Raw genomic sequence first — 21,289 nt, 5'->3', positions numbered from 1 at the left:
ATCCGGACCCCCCTTCTCAGGCAGCCGTCATGGGCGGCTCAGGCCCCGTTCAGCTGCAGCCGCTGGTCGAGCCGCAGCCCTCGCACACGTAGCAGCTCCCGGCAGGACGCATCTTCGTACCGCACGTCATGCAGAGCGGCGCGTCGGCGGTGAAGCGCTGGTGGCTCTCCAGCGTCAGCTCCTGGACGGCCGGCTGCGGGTCCTCCTTGGGCTGGGCGGCCTCGATCGGCGCCGACTGGGCCAGCGCCTCCCGGTCCACCGTCTCCTGCAGGGCCGCCGGGTCCTCGCCGCGCTGCTGCGCCGCCCGCTCGGCCGCCGAGAAGATGCCCAGCGCCGCCCGCTCCTCGTACGGCAGGTGGTCCAGCGCGAGGCGGCGGAAGATGTAGTCCATCACCGAGGTGGCCATGCGGATGTCCGGGTCGTCCGTCATGCCGGCCGGCTCGAAGCGCATGTTGACGAACTTGCTCATGTACGTCTCCAGCGGCACCCCGTACTGGAGCCCGATGGAGATCGCCACCGAGAACGCGTCCATGACGCCCGCCAGCGTCGAGCCCTGCTTGGACATCTTGAGGAAGACCTCGCCGAGCCCGTCGTCAGGGTAGGACGAGGCGGTCATGTAGCCCTTGGCGCCGCCCACCGTGAAGCGGGTGGTCATGCTCGGCCGCTGGTTCGGCATGCGCCGCCGGGTCGGCCGGTTGACCTCGATGACCTTGACCTCGGGCTCCTTCGGCTGCTCCTGCTGCTTCTTGGAGCCGTCGCCGGCCGACAGCGGTTGGCCGACCTTGCAGTTGTCGCGGTAGACGGCCAGCGCCTTGAGGCCGAGCTTCCAGCCCTCCAGGTAGACCTGCTCGATGTCGTCGATGGTGGCCGACTCGGGCAGGTTGACCGTCTTGGAGATGGCGCCGGACAGGAACGGCTGCGTGGCAGCCATCATGCGGACGTGACCCATGGGCGCGATCGCCCGCTCGCCCATCGCGCAGTCGAACACCTCGTAGTGCTCGGGGCGCAGGCCGGGCGCGTCGACGACGTGGCTGTGCTCGCCGATGTACTCGACGATGGCCTCGATCTGCTCCTGCTGGTAGCCGAGCTGCTTGAGCGCCCGCGGGATCGTCTGGTTGACGATCTGCATGGAGCCGCCGCCGACGAGCTTCTTGAACTTGACCAGCGCCAGGTCCGGCTCGATGCCGGTCGTGTCGCAGTCCATCATCAGGCCGATCGTGCCGGTGGGGGCGAGGAGGCTGGCCTGGGCGTTGCGGTAGCCGTTCTTCTCGCCCAGCTTCAGGCCCTCCGACCACTGGCGCGACGCCTCGGCGTGGATCTTGGCGTCCATCGAGCCGATCGTGCGCAGGTCGTCGTTGGCCGCGGCGTGCTTGCGCATGACGCGCTTGTGCGGCTCGGCGTTCCTGGCGTAGCCGTCGTACGCGCCGACGACCCCGGCCAGCTCGGCGCTGCGCCGGTAGGACACACCCGTCATCAGGGACGTGATCGCCCCTGCCACGGCCCGGCCGCCGTCGGAGTCGTAGGCGTGGCCGGTCGCCATGAGCAGCGCGCCCAGGTTGGCGTAGCCGATGCCGAGCTGGCGGTACGCGCGCGTCGTCTCGCCGATCTTCTCCGTCGGGAAGTCGGCGAACGTGATCGAGATGTCCATCGCGGTGATGATCAGCTCGGTCAGCTTGACGAAGTCGGCCACGTTGAAGGAGTTGTCGTCCTTCAGGAACTTCAGCAGGTTGATGCTGGCCAGGTTGCAGGAGGAGTTGTCGAGGTGGACGTACTCGCTGCAGGGGTTGCTGGCCGTGATCCGGCCCGTCTCGGGCGTGGTGTGCCAGTCGTTGATCGTGTCGTCGTACTGCACGCCGGGGTCGGCGCACTCCCACGCGGCCTTGGCCATCTTGCGGAACAGGTCCCTGGCGTCGACCTTCTCGATGACCTCGCCGGTCAGGCGGGCCCGCAGGCCGAAGTCGCCGCCCTGCTCCACCGCGCGCATGAACTCGTCGGAGACGCGCACGGAGTTGTTGGCGTTCTGGTACTGGACGGAGACGATGTCCTTGCCGCCCAGGTCCATGTCGAAACCGGCGTCACGCAGCGCGCGGACCTTGTCCTCCTCGCGCGCCTTGGTCTCGATGAACTCCTCGATGTCGGGGTGGTCGACGTCGAGCACGACCATCTTGGCCGCCCTGCGCGTCGCGCCGCCCGACTTGATCGTCCCGGCGCTGGCGTCGGCGCCGCGCATGAACGACACCGGCCCGCTGGCCGTGCCGCCGCTGGACAGCAGCTCCTTGGACGAACGGATCCGCGACAGGTTCACCCCCGACCCGGAACCGCCCTTGAAGATCACGCCCTCTTCCTTGTACCAATCCAGGATCGACTCCATCGTGTCGTCCACGGAGAGGATGAAACACGCGCTCACCTGCTGCGGCGACTGCGTGCCCACGTTGAACCACACCGGCGAGTTGAACGCGAACACCTGGTGCGCCAGCGCGTGCTTCAGCTCGTGGTCGAAGATCTCGGCGTCCTCTTCGCCGGCGAAGTAGCCGTTCTCGAGCCCCGTCCTGGTGTAGACGCCGACGACCCGGTCGATCAACTGCTTCAGGCTCCACTCGCGCTGCGGGGTGCCCACGGCGCCGCGGAAGTACTTGGTCGTCACGATGTTGGCCGCGTTGACCGACCAGAACTCGGGGAACTCGACGCCCCGCTGCTCAAAGTTGATGGAACCGTCGCGCCAGTTCGTCATGACGACGTCGCGGCGCTCCCACTGGATCTCGTCATACGGGTGCACGCCGGGCTTGGTGAAGATCCGCTTCATCTTCAGTCCCTTACGCGGACGCTTTCCCCCGCGCGCCACTGAACCGCTGGCCGTCTCCGTCATGACTCCCCCTTCTCCGCCTTCAACGATTTGATCTCGGCCTCGAAGTCCGCCAGGCTCTCGAAACCGCGATACACCGATGCGAACCGCAGGTAGGCCACCTCGTCCAGCTCCCGCAGCGGGCCCAGGATGGCCAGGCCCACCTCGTTGGAGGGGATCTCGGCCGCGCCCTTCGCCCTGATGGCCTCCTCCACCCGCTGCCCGAGCTGCGCCAGCGAGTCCTCGCTGACCGGCCTGCCCTGGCACGCCCGCCGCACGCCCGCGACGACCTTGTCCCGCGAGAACGGCTCCGTCACTCCGCTGCGCTTGCTCACCATCAGCAGTACGGTCTCCTGCGTGGTGAACCTGCGCCCGCACTCGGGACAGGTACGACGGCGCCTGATGGCCGCGCCGTCATCCGTGGAGCGGCTGTCGATGACCCTGGTGTCAGGGTGGCGACAGAACGGACAGTGCACGCTTTCGCCTCCAAGAACCTGTGGCCACCACACGCGCCCTCACCCGCCATGACGGGACGCTCGCGCACACTCCACAGCTGTCCATGGAGCGGTCACAGAAACACAAGGTGTGGTGAACTACATCGGTGTAACTACTAGATGTTGTGGTCCAACCGTAGAAGCGTGCGACCATGAACGCAAGTTGAGCGCGACCATCCTGCTGAAGTCGCTGATCAGCCCACCATCATCATCCGTCCCGGGCGTGTCGTCCGGGAGATCGCGATCTTCCCGCAGGTCGGGACGTCACATCGGTTGCTTGCAGCCTCGGTCGTGAACAAACCTCACAAAGGTACCCGAGGACACAGCCCACCCTTTCCGCGCCAGGGGACCTGCCACGCAACGGCCCCACCGCGTCCGGCGCACCACCTCGCCTCACGGGGTGTCTGTGATGGTTCGAACCTGTTGGCGGACCGGCACGGCGCAGCTCAAGTGGCGACGCCGCGGGGGGACCGTCGCCGCACACGGGGCGAACACTCCGCGCTCAGGGGCGAGGTCAGGGGGCGAGGCGATACCACACACAAGGAGGCGTCACCACACAGGACGGCCGATGCAGTGCATAGAGCCCCCGCGCAGGCGCGCCACCGTACAGGACAGGCGCCGTGACGTGCGAGGAAGCACCCCAGGACCGTGGAGGCCGCTCACCCGGCCCGCAAGAGGGCTGCTCGCCCTCCACCGCTCGTCCCGGCCGATGGGAGGGCTGATCACCCACCCGTCAACACCATCGCGGCCTCGGATGCGAGCGGTCAGCGTAAGGCCGCAGTGTCCTTCGGAACGTAGATGCGGGCGCCCGGCCGGATGAGCGAGTCGGGCAGGCCGTTCAGCCGCTTGATCTCCTCCACCAGCGCCCCCGGATCATCCCCCGCGGAGAGCGCGTCGGCGATCTCCCACAATGTGTCCCCCTGGTGCACCTCAACCCACGGCAGCCCAGCCTGCCCGGCCACCACGACCCGCACTTCCGCATGCCCGGCCGCCCGCGTCCCGAGCCAGAACCCACCCAGGGACAGCAACGCCACAGCCACCACCAGCACGACCCGCCCCCGCCGGGTCAACCGCACAGGAGCGGCGCCCCTCCCCGAAACACCACGCCCCCTCGGAACGCCTGCTCCCCCGAACACCCCTCGCCACCTGGACCGGCCTCGTTGCGTGAAGGCGCGCCGCCGCGACGCGACGCCCCGCCGCCCTGAGACGCGGCCCCTGCGACCAGAGCCGAGCCCGTAACGACTGGAGCCACCCCGACGAGCGGGGCTTCCACCGACCCCACCAGGGCCTTCGCCCATCCGGGTGGAGTACCCGCCGATCCGCACCAAGCCGCGGCCCGCCCCGGCCGAGACAGCGCCCCGGCGACCAACCGGGATGTCGCCTCGCCGCTCACCGGAATCGCCGTCGCGCGCCGGAGCGGCGGCTCGCGGTGCCGTCCCTCCGGGTCCGCCCTTGCTCTTACCCCCTCCGTTCCCAGCCCCTCGTCCCCCGCCCTTCGCGCCGGACCGCCGGCCCGCCACCGTGTCATCGCCGTCACCCCGCCCTTGCCGCCTCTTGCCCCTCCCCGGGGGCGGCGGGACGATGGTGTCCGGTTCGTCGGCCGCGCGCGGTGACGGGACGAGGCGCAAATGGGATCTTCCCCCATCACTCGAACGGGGCCCCAGCCTCTTGCCGGAATTCCCGCGAACAGCGGCCCCCACCCGCGTATTGTCGGCGCGTCGATCCTTACTCTGCGTGGCATCGGCGATCAGTGTGAGCCGGTTGACGTCTTCGCTGGTCGTGTCCGTATTTGTGGGCGTTCGCATGGATGACCTCCTGCCGTGTGGCCTGAGGAAAAGGCCAAATAAAGATCAGCAAATCGAACACGATGTCGATCGAACTCCCGTACGATGTTGTACACCACGCTGGCGACAATTTCGAGGAAGACTCGAACAATTGTTTGAAGATGATCTTCAACAGCGATACGGTCGCTGTGTGCGACATCAGGACCACGGACCGGGAGGTTCGCCGGTGAGGCGGGCCTCCAGGCGAGGAGGAAGAGCATGACCGAGCGGGATGACGCAAACGGGGTCAGCGACCTCGCGGTGCGCCGGCGAGACTCCCTGGGCCTGACGCCCAGGCAGCGCAAGATCCTCGAAGTGATCCGCGACTCGGTGCAGCAGCGCGGATATCCACCGTCCATGCGCGAGATCGGCGAGGCGGTGCAGCTGACCAGCACGTCCAGCGTGTCGCACCAGCTCACCGCGCTGCAGCGCAAGGGTTACCTGCGCCGCGACCCGCACCGGCCGCGCGCACTGGAGGTCCGCCTCCCGGGCGAGCCCGTGCTCTGGGTCGACCCCGACGCCACCGACGAGGAGCCCACGGTCAACCGCCCGACGGCCGCCTACGTTCCTCTCGTGGGCCGCATCGCCGCCGGTGGGCCGATCCTCGCCGAGGAGAGCGTCGAAGACGTCTTCGCCCTGCCCAAGCAGCTCGTCGGCGAGGGCACGCTGTTCCTCTTGCAGGTCGCCGGTGACTCGATGATCGAGGCCGCCATCGCCGACGGCGACTGGGTGGTCGTACGCCAGCAGCCCGTGGCGGAGAGCGGCGACATCGTGGCCGCGATGATCGAGGGCGAAGCCACGGTCAAGACCTTCAAGCGCAAGGACGGGCACGTGTGGCTCGTCCCCCACAACCCGAACTACGAGCCCATCCCCGGCGACGAGGCCAGCGTCCTGGGCAAGGTCGTAGCGGTCCTGCGCCGCCTCTAACCGCCGAGGAGGCAGGTCAGCACCTGGCCTGGTCGGCTTGGCCTGGCCCGGTTCGGCCTGAACGGTGGCACGTCTCCGCCTCCAATCGAGGGTGGGCCGCCATCTCCGCCTGAGGGGACCGCCGTCTCAAATGGAGAGGCGCTTCCGCCTCTGGGCAAGATGGACCGCCATCTCCGTCCTAGATGGGCCGCCATCCGGTCTTCGTCCAAGGTGGGCCGTCGTCCCGTCTTCGTCCGAGAGGGCTGCCGTGTCCAGGCAAGGGGGCTGCCGTCTCCGTCCGAGGCGGGTCGTCGTCTCCAACCGAGGCGGGTCGCGGTCTCTGGCCGAGGTGTCCCTGGCCGAGGCGCGATCTCCGACTCCGGCCCGGCCTAGGCGGGTGGCTGACCTCAGCCGAGACAGGTTGGGGTCCGGGCGCGCGTCCGACTGCCCGCGCCGTGAAGCGGCGCGCGCCGAATCACCCCCATGGGGATGCCGTCACCGCCATGGCCCTGGGGTGTTGAGTGCTGAGTCCGCTGGGTATCGCGTTGCGCGCCAGACGGCATTTTGGAACGTTCCCGAACGCTGGCTCGCGTGGATCGTTCTCCGTCGCTCCACGACGCGATGCGCTGGAGCGGCGTTTGTCATGCTTGTGGGGCATGATTCCAGGTCGCGTGGGTGGTGTCCGGATGTGACAGAACCGCGTCATGGCGGCCATCGGGGCATTCTGGCGACAATAGGGGCATGCCTGCTTCGCACCGTGTCGTTGTCGCCGTCTTCCCGGGCGTCGATCTTCTCGATGTCACCGGCCCCGCGGAGGTGTTCTCGGTCGCGAACCGGGAGATGGACGGCCGCACGCCCTACCAGGTGCTGCTGGCCGGGCCGGACGGCGGCCAGGTACGTACCAGTGCCGGGGTGCGGCTCGGCACCGACCTGACGTTCGACCAGGTCGGCGATCGGGTCGACACGCTGGTGGTGCCCGGTGCGGTCGACCGCCACGGCGTACCGGTGATCGATCCGGAGCTGGTCGGCTGGATCGCCGGCACCGCGCGGCATGCCCGCCGGGTCGCGTCCGTGTGCGTCGGGGCGCACCTGCTGGCCGCGGCCGGTCTGCTGGCGGGGCGGACGGCCACCACGCACTGGGCCACGGCCGACCGGCTGGCCACCGACCACCCCGACGTCACCGTCGACCCTGACCCGATCTACATCCGGTCGGGGAACGTGTGGACGGGCGCGGGCATCAGCTCCTGCATGGATCTGGCGCTCGCCCTGGTCGCCGAGGACCACGGCGAACGGCTCGCGCTGGCGGTCGCCCGGCAGCTCGTGATGTACCTCAAGCGGCAGGGCGGGCAGAGCCAGTTCAGCGTCCCGCTCTGGCAGGCGCCGACCGAGCGCCGCGACCTCGACGAACTGCGGGTGTGGATCACCGCGAACCTCACCGCCGACCTGTCGGCGGCGGCGCTCGCCGGACGGGTCTGCCTGAGCGAGCGGCACTTCGCCCGGGTCTTCCGCAAGGAGACCGGGTGCACTCCGGCCGCGTACGTCGAGTCGGCCCGGGTGGAGGCGGCGCGGCGGCTGCTGGAGGGCGGTGATGAGCCGCTCGACCGGGTCGCGGCGGCGTGCGGGCTGGGATCGGCGGAGACGTTGCACCGGGCGTTCCGGCGGCGCCTCGGCACCACCCCTGCCGCCTACCGGCGACGCTTCCGCACCGCCGCCGCCTGATCGACCACCCACAACCTCGGCAAGGGCTCCCGCCATCTGCCACGCCAGACCAGGTGGGGGCGCCCCCGCTACGCCGGACCAAACCGGGGGCATCCCCCGCTGCCCCGAACCAAACCGGGAAAACCGGGGGCGTCCCCGCTACCCCGGACCAAACCGGGGACGCCGCTACGCGAGACCTAACCGGGGACGTCCTCGCTACACCGGGTCCGATCGGGCCGAGTGCCAAGTGGAGGTGCCGGCCGCAACGCTCCCGCGGCCGGGTCAAGTGGGGCGAACCGCGTGTCACCACGGCCGTTGGTGGCTCTGCGGCCGGTGATCAGCCATGTCCAGTTTCCGTACTACTCCATAGGAGAACGAGATGACCGTTTCGACCACCCTGCGTGAAGTGAACGGCCTGAACGCCGCTCTGCCGTCGCTGTCCACCAGCACGCTGATCCTGATCGACTTCCAGAACACCTACCGCACCGGCGTCATGGCCCTCCCCGACGCCGACCGCGCCCTGAACGCCGCCGCCCGCCTCCTGGAGCGCGCTCGCGCCGCGGGAACGCCGGTGGTGCACGTCGTGCACGACGGCGGTGAAGGCACTCCGTACGACATCCGTGCCGAGATCGGCCGGGTCGACCCGCGCGTCGCCCCTCGGGACGGCGAGCCGGTGGTCGTCAAGGGCTTCCCGAACTCCTTCCACGAGACGGACCTGCTGGAGACGCTGCGCCGCCTGGAGGCCGGGCCGGATCTGGTGCTGGCGGGGTTCATGACGCACATGTGCGTGCAGTTCACCGCGCAGGGCGCGTTCAACCTCGGCTACCGCCCGACGGTCGTGGCGGAGGCGTGCGCGACCCGCCCGCTGGCGGGCCCGGACGGCACGCCGATCCCCGCGGACGTCCTGCACGCCGCCGCACTGACCACGATCGGCGACGTGTTCGGCCTCATCGCCATCCGGGTAACCGACCTGCCCGCCTGACCGAGCCACTCGCCTCCGACCGCACCGCTCGCGCCCGCCTGACCGCGTCGCTCGTGCCGACTCCACGCTCATGCCCGACCACTCCGGCCGTGCCGCCCGCCCGGCCGCGTCAGGCCGACCACCCTGGCCGCACCGCCCCGCCCGGCCGCGTCAGGCCGATCTCCCCGCCCGGCAGGTCACTCCAGGACGAAGCTCGCGCTCCCCCGGAACGCGCTCGACCCGTCATCCCGCTCCACCCACACCTCCCCCGCCCGATGCCGCAGGTAGTACCCAGGAAAGTTCACCGACTCCAACGACACGGTCCCGGCCCCGGCAAGCCCACCCCGCCGCACGAAGCTGGCGTCCGCGGCGAACAACGCGGACCCGTCCCGCCGCTCCACCCAGGCCTCGTGGTTACGATGCCGCAGGTAGTACCCGGGGAAGTTCACCGACTCCAGCGACACCGCCCCACTCCCCGACAGCCCGCCCACGAGCCGGAACTGCGAGTCCGCCAACGGCGTCACGTTGGATTCGACCCGGGCCCGGTAGTTCCAGTGCCGCACCGCCGCCCCCGGGGTGTCGTACGACATCAGGCGCACCGGCGTGACCCCGTCGGCGACCGGGATGCCGAAGTCGGGAGTGCCGTCCGCGCGCCAGTACACCTTCTGGACGCGCGTGCGCCGGTTCGGGTCGTTCAGCGGGTCGCCGGAGATGTCCCGGTAGGAGCGATCGTGGTAAACGAGGAGGTCGCTCTGCCCGTCCTCCGAGATCGTGAAGGAGTTGTGTCCTGGCCCGTACTGGCTGGTCGCGGTGTTGCTGGCGAAGACGGGGTTCTGGCTCTTGGTCCAGGACGAGGCCTGGAGGGGGTCGGCGGTGGCGGAGGCGGTGAGAAGGCCGAGGCAGTAGTTGGCGTCCGTGGCACTGGCCGAGTACGTCAGGAAGAGCCGCCCGTTGCGTTGCAGCACCGACGGCCCTTCGGCGACCTTGTACCCGCGTGTCTCCCAGGCCAGGGCCGGCACGGTCAGGCGGGTGGTGGGGCCGGTGATCGTCCACGGGTTCGCGCCCATCCGGGCGATGTACAGGTTGGAGTTCGTCGCGATCCCGGGCTCCTGCTGGGCCCAGAGCAGGTAGCGCACGCCTCCGGCGACGAAGGTGGTGGCGTCGAGGGAGAAGGTGTCCCAGGGGGTGGCGATGCGGCCGCGTTCGGTCCAGGTGCCGGTCAGGGGGTTGGCGGCGGCGTTCTCCAGGACGTACATGCGGATGCGCCAGACGTCGTCGGCGCGGCCGGCGGCGAAGTACACGTACCACTTGCCGTTGATGAAGTGGATCTCCGGTGCCCAGATGTGCGCGCCCATCTCGCCGCTGGTGTGCCTGCGCCAGATGACGCTCTCCGGCGCGCTGGCCAGGCCCTGGATGGTGGTGGCGCGGCGCAGCACGATCCGGTCGTACTCGGGGACGGTGGCGGTGAAGTAGTAGTAGCCGTCGGTGTGGCGGAAGATGTGCGGGTCGGCGCGCTGGGCGGCCAGCGGGTTGGTGTACTGCACCGCCGGCGAGGCGTGGGCGGCACCGGGCGACAGGAGATTGGCGGTCACGGTGAGCAGCGTAGCCAGAACGAGGAGGACCGCTCTCCCGCGGTGGAAGGGGCGCATGGCTGTCCTTTACGAGAGGGGGGACGTGACCGTGTAGGAGGCGTCGGCGGCGAACACCGAGCCGGACGCCCGCAGGTCCAGCCGCAGCTCGTAGTTGTAGTGCCGCAGGTACCGCCCGGGCAGGTTGTACGACTCGAACGACAGAGTTCCGCCGCCCGCCAGACCGGCCCGCCCGCAGAACGTGGCGTCGCCCTTGAACAGGGCCGAGCCGTCGTCACGCTGCAGCGCCAGCCGCAGGTTGTAGTGCCGCAGGTAGTAGCCGGGCTGGGTGGCGGACTGGAACGAGTAGCAGCCGGAGTGCGCCAGCCCGGCCGTGACGGTGAACGTGCCGGACTGCCGGTCGGCGAGCGGGCTGGCGGACGACAGCGGGTCGAGGTAGGCCAGGCCGCCTCGGTGGCGTACGTACCGGTCGGGGAAGTTGGCCGAGCGCAGCGAGCGGTTGCCGGTGGGCACGGCGGTCGGGTCGCCGGCGTCCTCGCGCAGCACGGTGAAGTGCCTGGCCGTCCCGGACAGGCCGGGCAGCTCGGTCTTGGCCCCGAACGACGACAGGTCGGCGCTGTCGGTGTAGTAGTAGCGCCCGCCGGTGTAGTTGTCGAAGTAGAGCCGCCAGCGGCCGTCCGGCAGCCGGGTCAGCGCGGGGCCCTCCAGGCCGGAGCCCCAGCCGGCCCAGTTCCCCGTGCCGGTGAACGTCCAAGGCCCGGTGAGAGCGGTGGCGGTGGCGTGCTCGATGTACTTGGTCGTCTCGTTCTTGAGGAAGTTGTGGTACGTCGAGCCGGTCTTGACCACGAAGCTGTCGATGTAGTTGGCCGGGATGCCCAGCGCGACCGGGGCGCTCCACGCGGACAGCGTGCTGTCGGTGGCGGTGATCCGGTACGGCCTGAACTGCCCTGCGGTGCCCGTCGTGGACGCGGAGTAGATCACGTGCACGCTGCCGTCGGAGTCCTTGAACCATTCGGGCGCCCAGGTGCTTCCGGTGGCGCCGTTCAGGCCGACGGTCACGTTGCGCAGGAACGTCCAGCTCACGGTGTCGGCGCTGCGGGCGAAGCCGATGGTGTCGCCGGTCCAGTTGGTGGTGTAGACGAGGTAGTAGTGGCCGTCCGTGTGCCGCATCACGCTGGGGTCGCGGATCAGCCCGGACGGCGGCCTGTAGGCGTTGGCCCTGATGAGGTGGTAGGTGCCGGCGTTGAAGGAGTCGTAGACGTACATGTTGGACTCGCTGGCGTTGGTGAACGCCGTCATCAGGTAGTGCGGCGCGGGCCCGGCGGCGTGCGCGGCCGTCACCGGCATCAGGACGGTGGCCAGCAGCACCAGGCATAACCCGACGAAACGTGTACGCATCCAGCGGCCCTCCGCTATGTTAGCGTTAACATTTCACCGCGCCGTGACGGGCGGCAGTGAGCGCATTCGTACCCCAGCAGCCAAGCGCCGTCAATATCAGCGCCGTCAGTATCAGCGCCGTCGATATCAGCGCCCGGCGTAAAGCGCGTGCCCCGCCGAGATCGCCTGGTCCGCGAAGCCGAGCACGTCCCGCCTGCGCTCGAACGGGGAGCCGTACAACGAGCGCCGCGGCGTGCCGAAGTGGTCGCCGAGCCCGGCGATCAGGCTCCCGGCCGACGGCAGCGCGCTCTCCTCCTCGCGCAGCCGCAGCGCCTCGTCCACCACGCGGTGCCAGCGCTCGGGGAAGGCCTCGCGCGCGTACCGTGCCGCCCCGGACTTGGAGGTGAGCTCGCCGGTGGCGAGCGTGTAGTGCAGCCGGGCGACGCCGGTGACGAGCCACACGGCGCCGTACCCGCCGAGGCAGATCAGCCCCCACGGGGTGAGCAGGCGCGAGGCGCGGGTCACCAGGCGGCGCCAGTAGAGGTCGAGGTTGCGATCGGTCCAGGCGGCCAGGGCGTCGGGATCGTTCCAGATCTTCAGGTCCTCCGGCTCGGGGCCGCGGCAGGTCAGCCCGTGGCGGGCCAGCGTGTGCCAGGTGACGGGGTTGACCGAGCCCCGGCGGTTGAGCCGCCCGGCGTGCGCCTGCGGGCGTTCGCCCAGCTCGGCGGGGTCGCGGCCGAGGTCGTCCCAGGTGAGGTAGACGCCGTCGAAGGGGTGGGCGCCGAGCATGGTGTGGATGCGTTCCAGCACCCTGGGCGGCGGCGGCTGCGACGTCACCGCGACGAAGTCGACGTCGCTGGTGCCGGGCCGGTAGTCGCCGAGCGCCGCGGAGCCTTCCAGGTAGAGCCCCTCCACCAGCCCCGGAGCCTCCGCGTCGGCCAGGCTGAGGTACGTCTCGACGATCGCGTCGATCTTCGGGTGGGGCGTCATGGCCGCCCAGCCTGCCATACTCCGCGCCACCGCCTCATCACAATCAAGAATCCTAGAATGGCCGAGTGAATGACGCATATACCCCTTTAACCCTTAAATCCACGCATGATGGGCTCAAGTGGGCGGCGGTCGAGCCGGGGGTGATCCCGGCCTGGGTGGCCGACATGGACCTGCCCACCGCGCCCGCGGTCGCCGAGGTCCTGCGCCGCCGGGCCGACGGCGACCTGGGCTACCCGGTGTGGCTGCTGGAGCAGAACGCGGGCCCGCTGGCCGAGGCGTTCGCCGAGCGCATGGCGGGCAGGTTCGGCTGGCAGGCCGACCCCGGGCTGGTCCGCCCGTTCAACGACCTCAACCAGGCGCTCCAGGTGCTCCTCCAGCTCTGGACGAAGCCCGGCGACGGGGTGGCGGTGCACGTCCCGGCGTACCACCCGTTCCTGGACACGCTGAACGTCATGAACCGCCCGCTGCGCCCCATCCGGATGGAGCCGGACGGCGACACGTGGCGCTTCGAGGTGCCCGACCTGTCGGGCTGCCGGGTGCTCCTGCTGGTGAACCCGCACAACCCGACCGGCCGCGCGTTCACCGAACGGGAGCTGACCGAGCTGGCCGAGCACGCCGAGCGGCAGGACCTGCTGGTCATCGCGGACGAGATCCACGCCGACCTGGTGTACGAGCCGCACCGGCACATCCCCTTCGCCACGATCCTCCCGGATCGCACGGTCACGCTGACCTCGGCCACGAAGGCGTTCAACCTGGGCGGCATCCGCTGCTCGGTGGCCCACTTCGGCCACGAGGGCGCGCGCGAGGCCCTGGAGGCGCAGCCGCCCTTCGTGTACGGCTCCCCCAGCGTGTTCGGCGTCGAGGCGACCGTGGCGGCCTGGCGGCACGGGGACGCCTGGCTGGCGGACACCGTGGCGCTGCTCGACCGCAACCGGCGCACCATCGCCTCCCGCCTGCCCGCCACGTTCGGCTACCGGGTCCCGGAGGCGACGTACCTGGCCTGGCTGGACGTGGGCAGGCCGGGCATGGCGGAGGTGTTCGAGCGCGAGGCGAGGGTACGGCTGAACGACGGCGCGGCGTTCGGCCCCGGCGGTGAGAGCTGCGTACGGCTCAACTTCGCCACCACCGAGGCCATCCTCGCGGAGATCCTCAGCCGGCTGGCTGGTTGAGCGGCGGCAGATCGGGGGGCGTGGCGGCCGGCTGCTCGTCCAGCGCGGCCAGCGCGAGCTCGATGGCCTTGTCGAGCTGCGGGTCGCGGCCCGCCACCCGGTCCTGCGGCGTGATCACCACCTCGATGTCGGGATCGACGCCGTGGTTCTCCACCCCCCACCCCGGCCCGTCGAGCCAGAACGAGTACCGGGGCTGCGTGACGCGGGTGCCGTCCACGAGCGAGTAGCGCGAGTCGATCCCGATCACCCCGCCCCACGTCCGCGTGCCCACCAGCGGCCCGATCCCGCGGGCCTTGATGCCCGCGCTCACGATGTCGCCGTCGGAGCCCGCGAACTCGTCCGTGACCGTCACCACCGGCCCGCGCGGCGAGTCGTCGGGGTAGCGCATCGGCTGGTACCAGCGGGCCCGCGCCCAGCCGGTGACCTTGCGCGACAGCTTCTCCAGCACCAGCTCCGACAGGTGCCCGCCGCTGTTCTCCCGCACGTCCACGACCAGCCCGTCATAGGCCATCTCGGTACGCAGGTCGCGGTGGAACTGCGCCCAGCCGGAGGCCACCATGTCGGGCACGTGCAGGTATCCCAGCCTGCCCTCCGACGCCTGCCTGACGTAGGCCCGGCGGTCCTCCACCCAGTCGTGGTAGCGCAGCTGCGTCTCGTCGGCGATCGGGCTGACCACGACCCGGCGCACGTCGCCGCCTGAGGAGTGCCGCACGGTCAGCTCGATGGGCTGGTTCGCGGTGCCGGCCAGCAGCGGGAGCGGCCCGCGTACGGGATCGACCGGGCGGCCGCCGACGGCGAGGATGGCGTCACCGGGGCGGACCGCGACGCCGGGCGCGAGCAGCGGCGAGCGGGCGGCGTGGTCGGACGACTCGCCGGGCAGGATGCGCTCGACCCGCCAGACCCCGTCGCCGTCCCTGGCCAGGTCGGCGCCGAGCAGCCCCTGGCGGCGCCTGGGGTCGACGCCGGAGCCGTTGGGCACGGCGTAGGCGTGGGAGGTGCCCAGCTCGCCCTGCGTCTCCCAGAGCAGGTCGATCAGCTCCGAGTGGGCGCCGATCCGCGCGACCAGCGGCTCGTAGCGGTCGAGCACGGCCTGCCAGTCGACGCCGTTCATGTCCTCGCGCCAGAAGTGGTCGCGCATGAGGCGGCCGGCCTCGCGGAAGCCCTGCCGCCACTCGGCGACCGGGTCGATCTGGACGGTGATCCGGTCGAGCTCGATGGCGACGACCTCGTCTCCCTCGCTCGCGGCGCGGGTCTGCAGGCCGTTCTTGCCGTTGGTGACGAGCCTGGAGCCGTCGCCGCTGACCTCGAACGCGCGGATCTCCTTGCCCAGCTCGGCCTTGGCGCGCTTCTTGAGGTCGTAGCGCTCCAGCACGGTCTCGGAGCTCTGCTCGCTGCCGTCGCCGAGCACGCCGCTGAGCGGGTGCCGCAGCCAGAGCAGCGCGTCCTTGGCCGTACGCAGGTTGCCGTAGCTTCCGGCGGGCACCGGCACGGGCACCACGCGGGCGGCCAGCCCGTCGGGGTCGACCTCGGTACGCGGCGGCGCGTCGTCCTTCTTGTCGTCCTTGGACGGCTTGTCGTCCTCGCCGTTGAACCCGCGCCCCTGCAGCGAGGGGTCGAACGGCGACGGCGTGGCGGCCTTCAGCGGCACGATGTACGGCTTGCACCCGTGCGGGAACGACAGGTCGAAGACGTGCGCGTCGTACACGGGGTCGAACGTGCGCACCGACAGGAACGCCAGGTGCTTGCCGTCCTTGGTGAACGCCGGGTCGTAGTCCACGAACCTCGGCGGCGTCACCTCGATCACCGACGTGCCGTCCACCCGGCCCATCCTGATCTGCGTCAGCCGCCTGTGGTGCGGGTGCTCCCAGGCCAGCCACGTGGAGTCGGGCGAGAACGCCAGCCCGCTCACGTCGCCCTCGTCGGTGCTGTCCAGCTCCCGAACGTTGTCGGTCTCGAGGTCGATGACCAGCAGCCGCCCGTCGTGCGTGGCCACGGCCACGTGCTTGCCGTCGGGCGCGGCGGCCAGCTCCAGCACCCGCCCGAGCCGCCCGGAGGCCAGGGTCCTGACCTCGCCGCCGGGGGTGCCGATCTCCAGCCCGTCCTCGCCTCCGGCGTCCGAGACCCACACGGCCCTGCCGTCGGCGTCGAGCACCCGCGGCAGGCGTACGCGCACGCCGGGCTCGGCCCGCAGCACGCCGGCGGGCCCATCGCGGTGGGTCACCCAGTGCGCGGTGCCCCTGATCTCCACCGCGCTGGCCCGCCCGGTGGCGTCCGGCGAGAACGCGCCCGCCCGCAGCGGCGCGGGCCGCCTGGCCCGCCCCGGCCGCGGCCCGCCGAGCCGCACGTCCAGCCGGTACGGCTCGGCGTCCAGGCTCTCCATCAGCCACAGGTCCCCGGCGTGGCTGTAGATCACCCGCTGCCCGTCGCTGGTGGCGTGGCGGGCGTAGAACTCCTCGTGCGAGCTGTGCCTGCGCAGGTCGGACCCGTCGGGCAGGGCGGAGTAGACGTTCCCGGTGCCGCCGGCGTCGGACAGGAACACGATCCGGTCTCCGACCCAGCTCACCGACCAGTACTGCGCCGTGCTGTCGGCGAACAGCCGGGCGAACTCGCCGTTCCCCTCGGCGTCCACCCAGATCTTGGCCGCCGTGCCGCCGCGGTACCGCTTCCACTGCGACGGCTCGCGCCACACCACCGACACGGTGGCGACCTTCTCCTCGCTGACGGCCGCCTCGCCGACCCATCCGTACGGCAGGCGCGTGGCCGGCCCGCCGTCGAGCGGCACCGCGTGGGCCCAGCGCCGGTTGTCGGACGCCTGCCCGGCGGCGGTGATCGCGAGCACGTCGCCGCCGGCGGTCCACCCGCGTACGGAGGTGGTGTGGTCGCCCCAGTGGGTCAGCCGTTCGCCTTCCGGCCCGTCGAGCTCGGCCGTGAACGCCTCGGGAGCGCCCTCCTTCGTGCTGGTCCACGCGATCCGGCCGCCGTCGGGCGAGAACCGCGGATGCGACACGGCCACGCGGTCGGCGGTGAACCGCCAGGCTCTGCCGCCGGTCAGCGGAGCGAGCCAGACGTCGTCGTCGGCGACGAAGGTGACCAGGTCACCGTGCAGGTGCGGGTATCTCAGGTATGCGCCATATGCCACCCCTGAACACTAAACCGCGGCACCAAGGGCGGCTCAAGATTTCCTCTGTCAGTGGACGGTCCGTTATGTGGGGGAAGGAGGGCGTAAGCCCGATTTCGGAATGAGGAAGCATGAAGATCTTCGCTCGCGCGCACCAGCTCCCGCCCCGCCTGGCCGCCGCCGCCGTCATCCTCAACTCCGGCGTGGACCTGGTCGACGCCGACGAGCAGCGGGCCGCCTCCACGCACGGCATGGCGGCGGGCGCCTACCCCTTCCTGCGCCGCATGGACCCGGAGCTCTTCACCCGGCTGCTGGCCAGGAGCGAGGTCGCGCTCGGCGCCGCCCTGCTGGCGCCGTTCGTGCCGTCGCTGCTGGCCGGGGCCGCGCTGACGGGCTTCGCGGCGGGACTGATCGGCCTGTACCTGCGCACGCCTGGCATGCACCACGAGGGCAGCGTGCGGCCGACGCAGCAGGGCATCGGCGTCGTGAAGGACGTCTGGCTGCTGGGCATCGGGCTCGGCCTGGTCGTCGAGGAGCTGCGCGACCGCCGCCAACATTGATCTCCGCTCCTTGGCAGCTAAGCTGGACAAAGTCGGGTAGCCGGGGCGCATGGTACAAATCGGCTACACCTTGATGTCCGAACAGACTCCGGCCCGCGAGCTGGTCGACTACGCCGCCGCCGCCGAACGGATCGGCTTCGACTACGCCGTCATCTCCGACCACTACTTCCCGTGGGTCGAGGAGATGGGGCACTCGCCCTACTGCTGGTCGGTGCTCGGCGCCGCGGCCCAGGTCACCGAGCAGTTGCCGCTGATGACGTACGTGACCTGTCCCATCATGCGTTACCACCCGGCGGTGGTGGCGCAGAAGGCGGCCACCATGGGCGTGCTGAGCCAGGGCAGGTTCACCCTCGGCCTGGGCGCGGGCGAGAACCTCAACGAGCACGTCATCGGCGAGGGCTGGCCGCCCGTGGACACCAGGCACCGCATGTTCGCCGAGGCCGTCCAGATCATCAGGAAGCTCTTCAGCGGCGAGTACGTCACCCACCAGGGCGAGTTCTTCGACGTGGACTCGGCCAAGCTGTACGACCTGCCCGAGCGGCCCGTCCCCATCGGCATCGCCGCCTCGGGCGGCCAGTCGGCCGAGCTGGCCGCGGAGTACGGCGACGTGCTGGTCATCAACGACCCGATGCCCGAGGTGGTGCAGCAGTTCAACGCCGCGGGCGGCGACGGCAAGCCGGTCTACGGCCAGCTCGCCCTCGCCTACGACACCGACGCCGAGGCCGCCAAGCAGCGCGCGCACGAGCTGTGGCGCTGGTCGAGCGTCGGCGGCTGGAAGGTCATGGCCGAGCTGCCCGGGCCGGTGAACTTCGCCGCCGCGGCCGGCACGGTGCGCCCCGACGACGTGGCGCAGAGCGTGCCGTGCGGCAGCGACGTGGACGCCGTCGTGCAGGGCGTCAAGAAGTTCGCCGACGCCGGGTACACGCACGTGGCGCTCGTCCAGATCGGGCACGACCAGCAGCAGCCGTTCTTCGACTGGGCGGAGAAGGAGCTGCTGCCGGCCCTGCGCTCCCTGTGATCAGGGGACGATGTTGACCAGCTTCGGCGCCCTGACGATCACCTTGCGGGGCATGCCCTGCACGTAGGGGGCGATCTTCTCCGAGGCCAGCGCCAGCGCGCGCAGCTCGTCCTCGCTGATGTCGGGCGAGACCTCCAGGCGGTCGCGCACCTTGCCCGCCACCTGCACCACGCACGTGACCGACTCCTGCACCAGCAGCGCGGGGTCGGCCACCGGCCAGCCGGCGAACGCGACGGACCCGGTACGGCCCAGCCGCTCCCAGCCCTCCTCGGCGGTGTACGGCGCCACCAGCGACAGCAGCACCGCCAGCGTCTCGGCGGCCTCGCGCACCGCCGGGTCGGCGGCGCCGGGGCCCGAGTCGATGGCCTTGCGCGCGGCGGAGGTCAGCTCCATCATGCGCGCCACCGCCACGTTGAAGCGCTGGGACTCGACCAGCTTGGTGGCCTCGTCGATCGTGTGGTGCGTCACCTTGCGCAGCTCGACGTCGCCGCCCTCGTACGCGGTGCCCGGCTCGCTGGTCACCTCGGACATCACGCGCAGCGCGCGGGCCAGGAACTTCTGCGAGGCGGCGGGAGAGACGTCGGCCCAGTCGATGTCGTCCTCGGGCGGGCCGGCGAACACCATGGTCAGGCGGACGGCGTCGACGCCGAAGTCGTCGATCTGCCGGCCCAGGTCCACGCCGTTGCCCAGGGACTTCGACATGGCCTTGCCGCCGTTGATCACCTGGCCCTGGTTCAGCATGCGCAGGAACGGCTCGGTGAAGTCCACCATGCCCATGTCGTGCAGGACCTTGGTGAAGAAGCGCGAGTACAGCAGGTGCAGCACCGCGTGCTCGATGCCGCCGACGTACTGGTCGATCGGGCCCCACTTGCGGACCTGCTCGGGGTCGAACGGGCCGTCGGTGTAGCCCGGCGAGCAGTAACGCAGGAAGTACCACGACGAGTCGACGAAGGTGTCCATCGTGTCGGTGTCGCGCTTGGCGGGGCCGGAGCACTTCGGGCACTCGACGTTGACCCAGTCGGTGGCGCTGGCCAGCGGCGACACGCCCTTGGGCGCCAGCGCCTCGCCGCGCAGGTCGGGCAGCGTGACCGGCAGCTGGTCGTCGGGGACGGGCACCTCGCCGCAGTCGGGGCAGTGGATGATCGGGATCGGCGTGCCCCAGTAGCGCTGGCGGGACAGCAGCCAGTCGCGCAGCCGGAAGTTGACCGCGCCGGCGCCCCTGCCCTGCGTCTCCAGGATCTCGATGATCTTGGCGATGGCCTCGGCCTTGTTCAGGCCGTCCAGCGGGCCGGAGTTGACCAGCGTGCCCTCGCCGGGCGTGGCCTCGCCGGTCTCGCCCGGGTCGGCCAGGCCGGTGTGCACGACGACCTTCACCGGCAGGTCGAACTTGCGCGCGAAGTCCAGGTCGCGCTGGTCGTGCGCGGGCACCGCCATGATGGCGCCGTGGCCGTAGTCGGACAGCACGTAGTCGGCCGCCCAGACCGGGATGCGCTCGCCGTTGACCGGGTTGATCGCGTAGCGGCCCAGGAAGACGCCGGTCTTCTCCTTGTCGGTGGCCAGCCGCTCGATGTCGCTCAGCTTGGCGACCTCGGCGCGGTAGGCCTCGAACGCCGACCGCTGCTCGTCGGTGACGATCTCCTCGGCCAGCGCGGCGTCGGCGGCGACGACGAAGAACGTGGCGCCGAACAGCGTGTCGGGGCGCGTGGTGTAGACGTGGACCGGCTCCTCGCGGCCCTCGATCTCGAACAGCACGTCGGCGCCCTCGGAGCGGCCGATCCAGTTGCGCTGCATGGTCAGCAGCCGCTCGGGCCAGCCGGTCAGCTGCTGCATGTCGTCCAGCAGGCGCTGCGCGTAGTCAGTGATCTTGAAGTACCACTGCGTCAGCTCGCGGCGGATGACGTCGGCGCCGCAGCGCTCGCACTTGCCGGCCACGACCTGCTCGTTGGCCAGCACCGTCTGGTCGTTGGGGCACCAGTTGACCAGGCCGCCCTTGCGGTAGGCCAGGCCGCGCTCGAAGAAGCGGTTGAACAGCCACTGGTTCCAGCGGAAGTAGTCGGGGTCGCTGGTGTGCAGGCGGCGCGACCAGTCGAAGGAGATGCCGTAGCGCCGGAACGAGGTGGCCTGCGTCTCGATGTTGGCGTAGGTCCACTCGGCCGGGTGCGCGTTGCGCTTGATCGCCGCGTTCTCCGCGGGCAGGCCGAAGGAGTCCCAGCCGATCGGGTGCAGGACGTTGTAACCCTTCTGCATCCAGTAGCGCGCGATGACGTCGCCCAGGGCGAACACCTCACCGTGGCCCATGTGCAGGTCGCCGGAAGGGTAGGGGAACATGTCGAGCATGTAGCGGCGCTCGCGGGGGTCCGCCGGGTCCTCACTGGCCCGGTAGGTCTCCTGCTCCTCCCATCGCTGCTGCCACTTGGCCTGCAGCGCCTGCGGATCGTACTCACTCACGGCTACTGTCCTTCTGGCTTGATTCGGACCCATAAGAAAACCCCTCGTGCACACAACGAGGGGTGGAGCCGCGACGGCGAAGATCTTCTAGGGCCGTCGCGGCCCGCTAAGAAGCAGGGTCGCGGAACGCATGTGTCAAGCCTAGCGCACCTCTTCGGCTGAATGCAGGCACTCGATCGTGGTCCGCATGCACAATGGACCCTTCGGGTCTGGCGAGACCTGATGGTGATGTATCCGTTGTGACCTCATTCGTCCCAGAAGAATAGCCTTGTCGCCGTGGTATACCCAGCTGAGCC

14 protein-coding genes are annotated in these 21,289 nt (G+C 70.4%); 6 read left to right on the top strand and 8 right to left on the bottom strand.

From position 1 onward, the window contains the following. Nucleotides 1–49 precede the first annotated feature (49 nt). From HD593_RS12585 to HD593_RS12575, 3 genes are all read right to left on the bottom strand, one after another. A complete protein-coding gene (locus HD593_RS12585) occupies nucleotides 50–2,866 on the bottom strand; it encodes a vitamin B12-dependent ribonucleotide reductase (RefSeq protein ID WP_185102344.1) in 2,817 nt (938 codons plus the stop codon). Beyond that, the gene (nrdR, locus tag HD593_RS12580) at nucleotides 2,863–3,318 is read right to left on the bottom strand and encodes a transcriptional regulator NrdR (RefSeq protein ID WP_185102343.1); all 456 of its coding nucleotides are present in this window, start codon (nucleotides 3,316–3,318) and stop codon (nucleotides 2,863–2,865) included. The genes HD593_RS12585 and nrdR overlap by 4 nt, the downstream gene beginning before the upstream one ends. A 782-nt stretch (nucleotides 3,319–4,100) precedes the next feature. Continuing rightward, the gene (locus HD593_RS12575) at nucleotides 4,101–4,412 is read right to left on the bottom strand and encodes a LysM peptidoglycan-binding domain-containing protein (RefSeq protein WP_185102342.1); all 312 of its coding nucleotides are present in this window, start codon (nucleotides 4,410–4,412) and stop codon (nucleotides 4,101–4,103) included. A 966-nt stretch (nucleotides 4,413–5,378) separates the two neighbouring features. Between HD593_RS12575 and lexA the strand changes: the two genes are divergently transcribed. The 3 genes from lexA (at nucleotide 5,379) to HD593_RS12560 (ending at nucleotide 8,745) form a co-directional block, all read left to right on the top strand. After that, the gene (gene lexA / locus HD593_RS12570) at nucleotides 5,379–6,086 is read left to right on the top strand and encodes a transcriptional repressor LexA (protein ID WP_080046266.1); all 708 of its coding nucleotides are present in this window, start codon (nucleotides 5,379–5,381) and stop codon (nucleotides 6,084–6,086) included. Between the two features lie 720 nt (nucleotides 6,087–6,806). After that, complete coding sequence (locus HD593_RS12565) at nucleotides 6,807–7,784, top strand: GlxA family transcriptional regulator (RefSeq protein ID WP_185102341.1); 978 nt, start codon at nucleotides 6,807–6,809, stop codon at nucleotides 7,782–7,784. A gap of 358 nt (nucleotides 7,785–8,142) precedes the next feature. Continuing rightward, nucleotides 8,143–8,745: a cysteine hydrolase family protein gene (locus HD593_RS12560; protein ID WP_185102340.1), complete on the top strand. Its 603-nt coding sequence runs from the start codon at nucleotides 8,143–8,145 to the stop codon at nucleotides 8,743–8,745. Between the two features lie 176 nt (nucleotides 8,746–8,921). Here HD593_RS12560 and HD593_RS12555 read toward each other — a convergent pair whose 3' ends face one another. The 3 genes from HD593_RS12555 to HD593_RS12545 all read right to left on the bottom strand — a co-directional run bounded on the left by HD593_RS12555 (nucleotide 8,922) and on the right by HD593_RS12545 (nucleotide 12,680). Further along, nucleotides 8,922–10,316, bottom strand: a complete 1,395-nt coding sequence (locus HD593_RS12555) for a family 43 glycosylhydrolase (protein ID WP_221524741.1) — start codon at nucleotides 10,314–10,316, stop codon at nucleotides 8,922–8,924. A gap of 66 nt (nucleotides 10,317–10,382) precedes the next feature. Further along, complete coding sequence (locus HD593_RS12550; protein WP_185102338.1) at nucleotides 10,383–11,711, bottom strand: glycoside hydrolase family 43 protein; 1,329 nt, start codon at nucleotides 11,709–11,711, stop codon at nucleotides 10,383–10,385. 126 nt (nucleotides 11,712–11,837) lie between these two features. Then, nucleotides 11,838–12,680, bottom strand: coding sequence for a nucleotidyltransferase domain-containing protein (locus tag HD593_RS12545; RefSeq protein WP_185102337.1), 843 nt, complete (start codon nucleotides 12,678–12,680; stop codon nucleotides 11,838–11,840). A gap of 65 nt (nucleotides 12,681–12,745) precedes the next feature. Here HD593_RS12545 and HD593_RS12540 point away from each other — a divergent pair, with 65 nt between their 5' ends. Beyond that, on the top strand, nucleotides 12,746–13,849 hold the full coding sequence (locus HD593_RS12540; RefSeq protein WP_312903445.1) for a MalY/PatB family protein: 1,104 nt from the start codon (nucleotides 12,746–12,748) through the stop codon (nucleotides 13,847–13,849). Here the strand turns inward: HD593_RS12540 and HD593_RS12535 are convergent. Continuing rightward, the gene (locus tag HD593_RS12535; RefSeq protein ID WP_185102336.1) at nucleotides 13,830–16,988 is read right to left on the bottom strand and encodes a S41 family peptidase; all 3,159 of its coding nucleotides are present in this window, start codon (nucleotides 16,986–16,988) and stop codon (nucleotides 13,830–13,832) included. The two genes, HD593_RS12540 and HD593_RS12535, sit on opposite strands and share 20 nt — an antisense overlap. Nucleotides 16,989–17,098: 110 nt before the next feature. On the opposite strand from HD593_RS12535, the gene HD593_RS12530 reads away from it, so the two are divergent. Both HD593_RS12530 and HD593_RS12525 read left to right on the top strand, forming a co-directional pair. Further along, nucleotides 17,099–17,527, top strand: coding sequence for a hypothetical protein (locus tag HD593_RS12530; RefSeq protein ID WP_185102335.1), 429 nt, complete (start codon nucleotides 17,099–17,101; stop codon nucleotides 17,525–17,527). Between the two features lie 49 nt (nucleotides 17,528–17,576). Beyond that, nucleotides 17,577–18,545, top strand: coding sequence for a TIGR03557 family F420-dependent LLM class oxidoreductase (locus HD593_RS12525; protein ID WP_185102334.1), 969 nt, complete (start codon nucleotides 17,577–17,579; stop codon nucleotides 18,543–18,545). Here the strand turns inward: HD593_RS12525 and leuS are convergent, their stop codons facing one another. After that, nucleotides 18,546–21,026 carry a leucine--tRNA ligase gene (gene leuS / locus HD593_RS12520; RefSeq protein WP_185102333.1) on the bottom strand — a complete coding sequence of 827 codons (2,481 nt, stop codon included), beginning with the start codon at nucleotides 21,024–21,026 and terminating at the stop codon, nucleotides 18,546–18,548. Between the last annotated feature and the right edge of the window lie 263 nt (nucleotides 21,027–21,289).

Source organism: Nonomuraea rubra (assembly GCF_014207985.1).
GTDB classification, from domain to species: domain Bacteria; phylum Actinomycetota; class Actinomycetes; order Streptosporangiales; family Streptosporangiaceae; genus Nonomuraea; species Nonomuraea rubra.
Note: the sequence above shows the minus strand (reverse complement) of the source record. Positions and strands in the feature narration are given on the sequence as shown.

Coding starts and splice junctions, on each gene's coding strand:
- HD593_RS12585 (WP_185102344.1), bottom strand. CDS start 2,866: ATGACGGAGACGGCCAGCGGTTCAGTGGCGCGCGGGGGAAAGCGTCCG.
- lexA (WP_080046266.1), top strand. CDS start 5,379: ATGACCGAGCGGGATGACGCAAACGGGGTCAGCGACCTCGCGGTGCGC.
- HD593_RS12565 (WP_185102341.1), top strand. CDS start 6,807: ATGCCTGCTTCGCACCGTGTCGTTGTCGCCGTCTTCCCGGGCGTCGAT.
- HD593_RS12560 (WP_185102340.1), top strand. CDS start 8,143: ATGACCGTTTCGACCACCCTGCGTGAAGTGAACGGCCTGAACGCCGCT.
- HD593_RS12550 (WP_185102338.1), bottom strand. CDS start 11,711: ATGCGTACACGTTTCGTCGGGTTATGCCTGGTGCTGCTGGCCACCGTC.
- HD593_RS12545 (WP_185102337.1), bottom strand. CDS start 12,680: ATGACGCCCCACCCGAAGATCGACGCGATCGTCGAGACGTACCTCAGC.
- HD593_RS12530 (WP_185102335.1), top strand. CDS start 17,099: ATGAAGATCTTCGCTCGCGCGCACCAGCTCCCGCCCCGCCTGGCCGCC.
- HD593_RS12525 (WP_185102334.1), top strand. CDS start 17,577: ATGGTACAAATCGGCTACACCTTGATGTCCGAACAGACTCCGGCCCGC.
- leuS (WP_185102333.1), bottom strand. CDS start 21,026: ATGGGTCCGAATCAAGCCAGAAGGACAGTAGCCGTGAGTGAGTACGAT.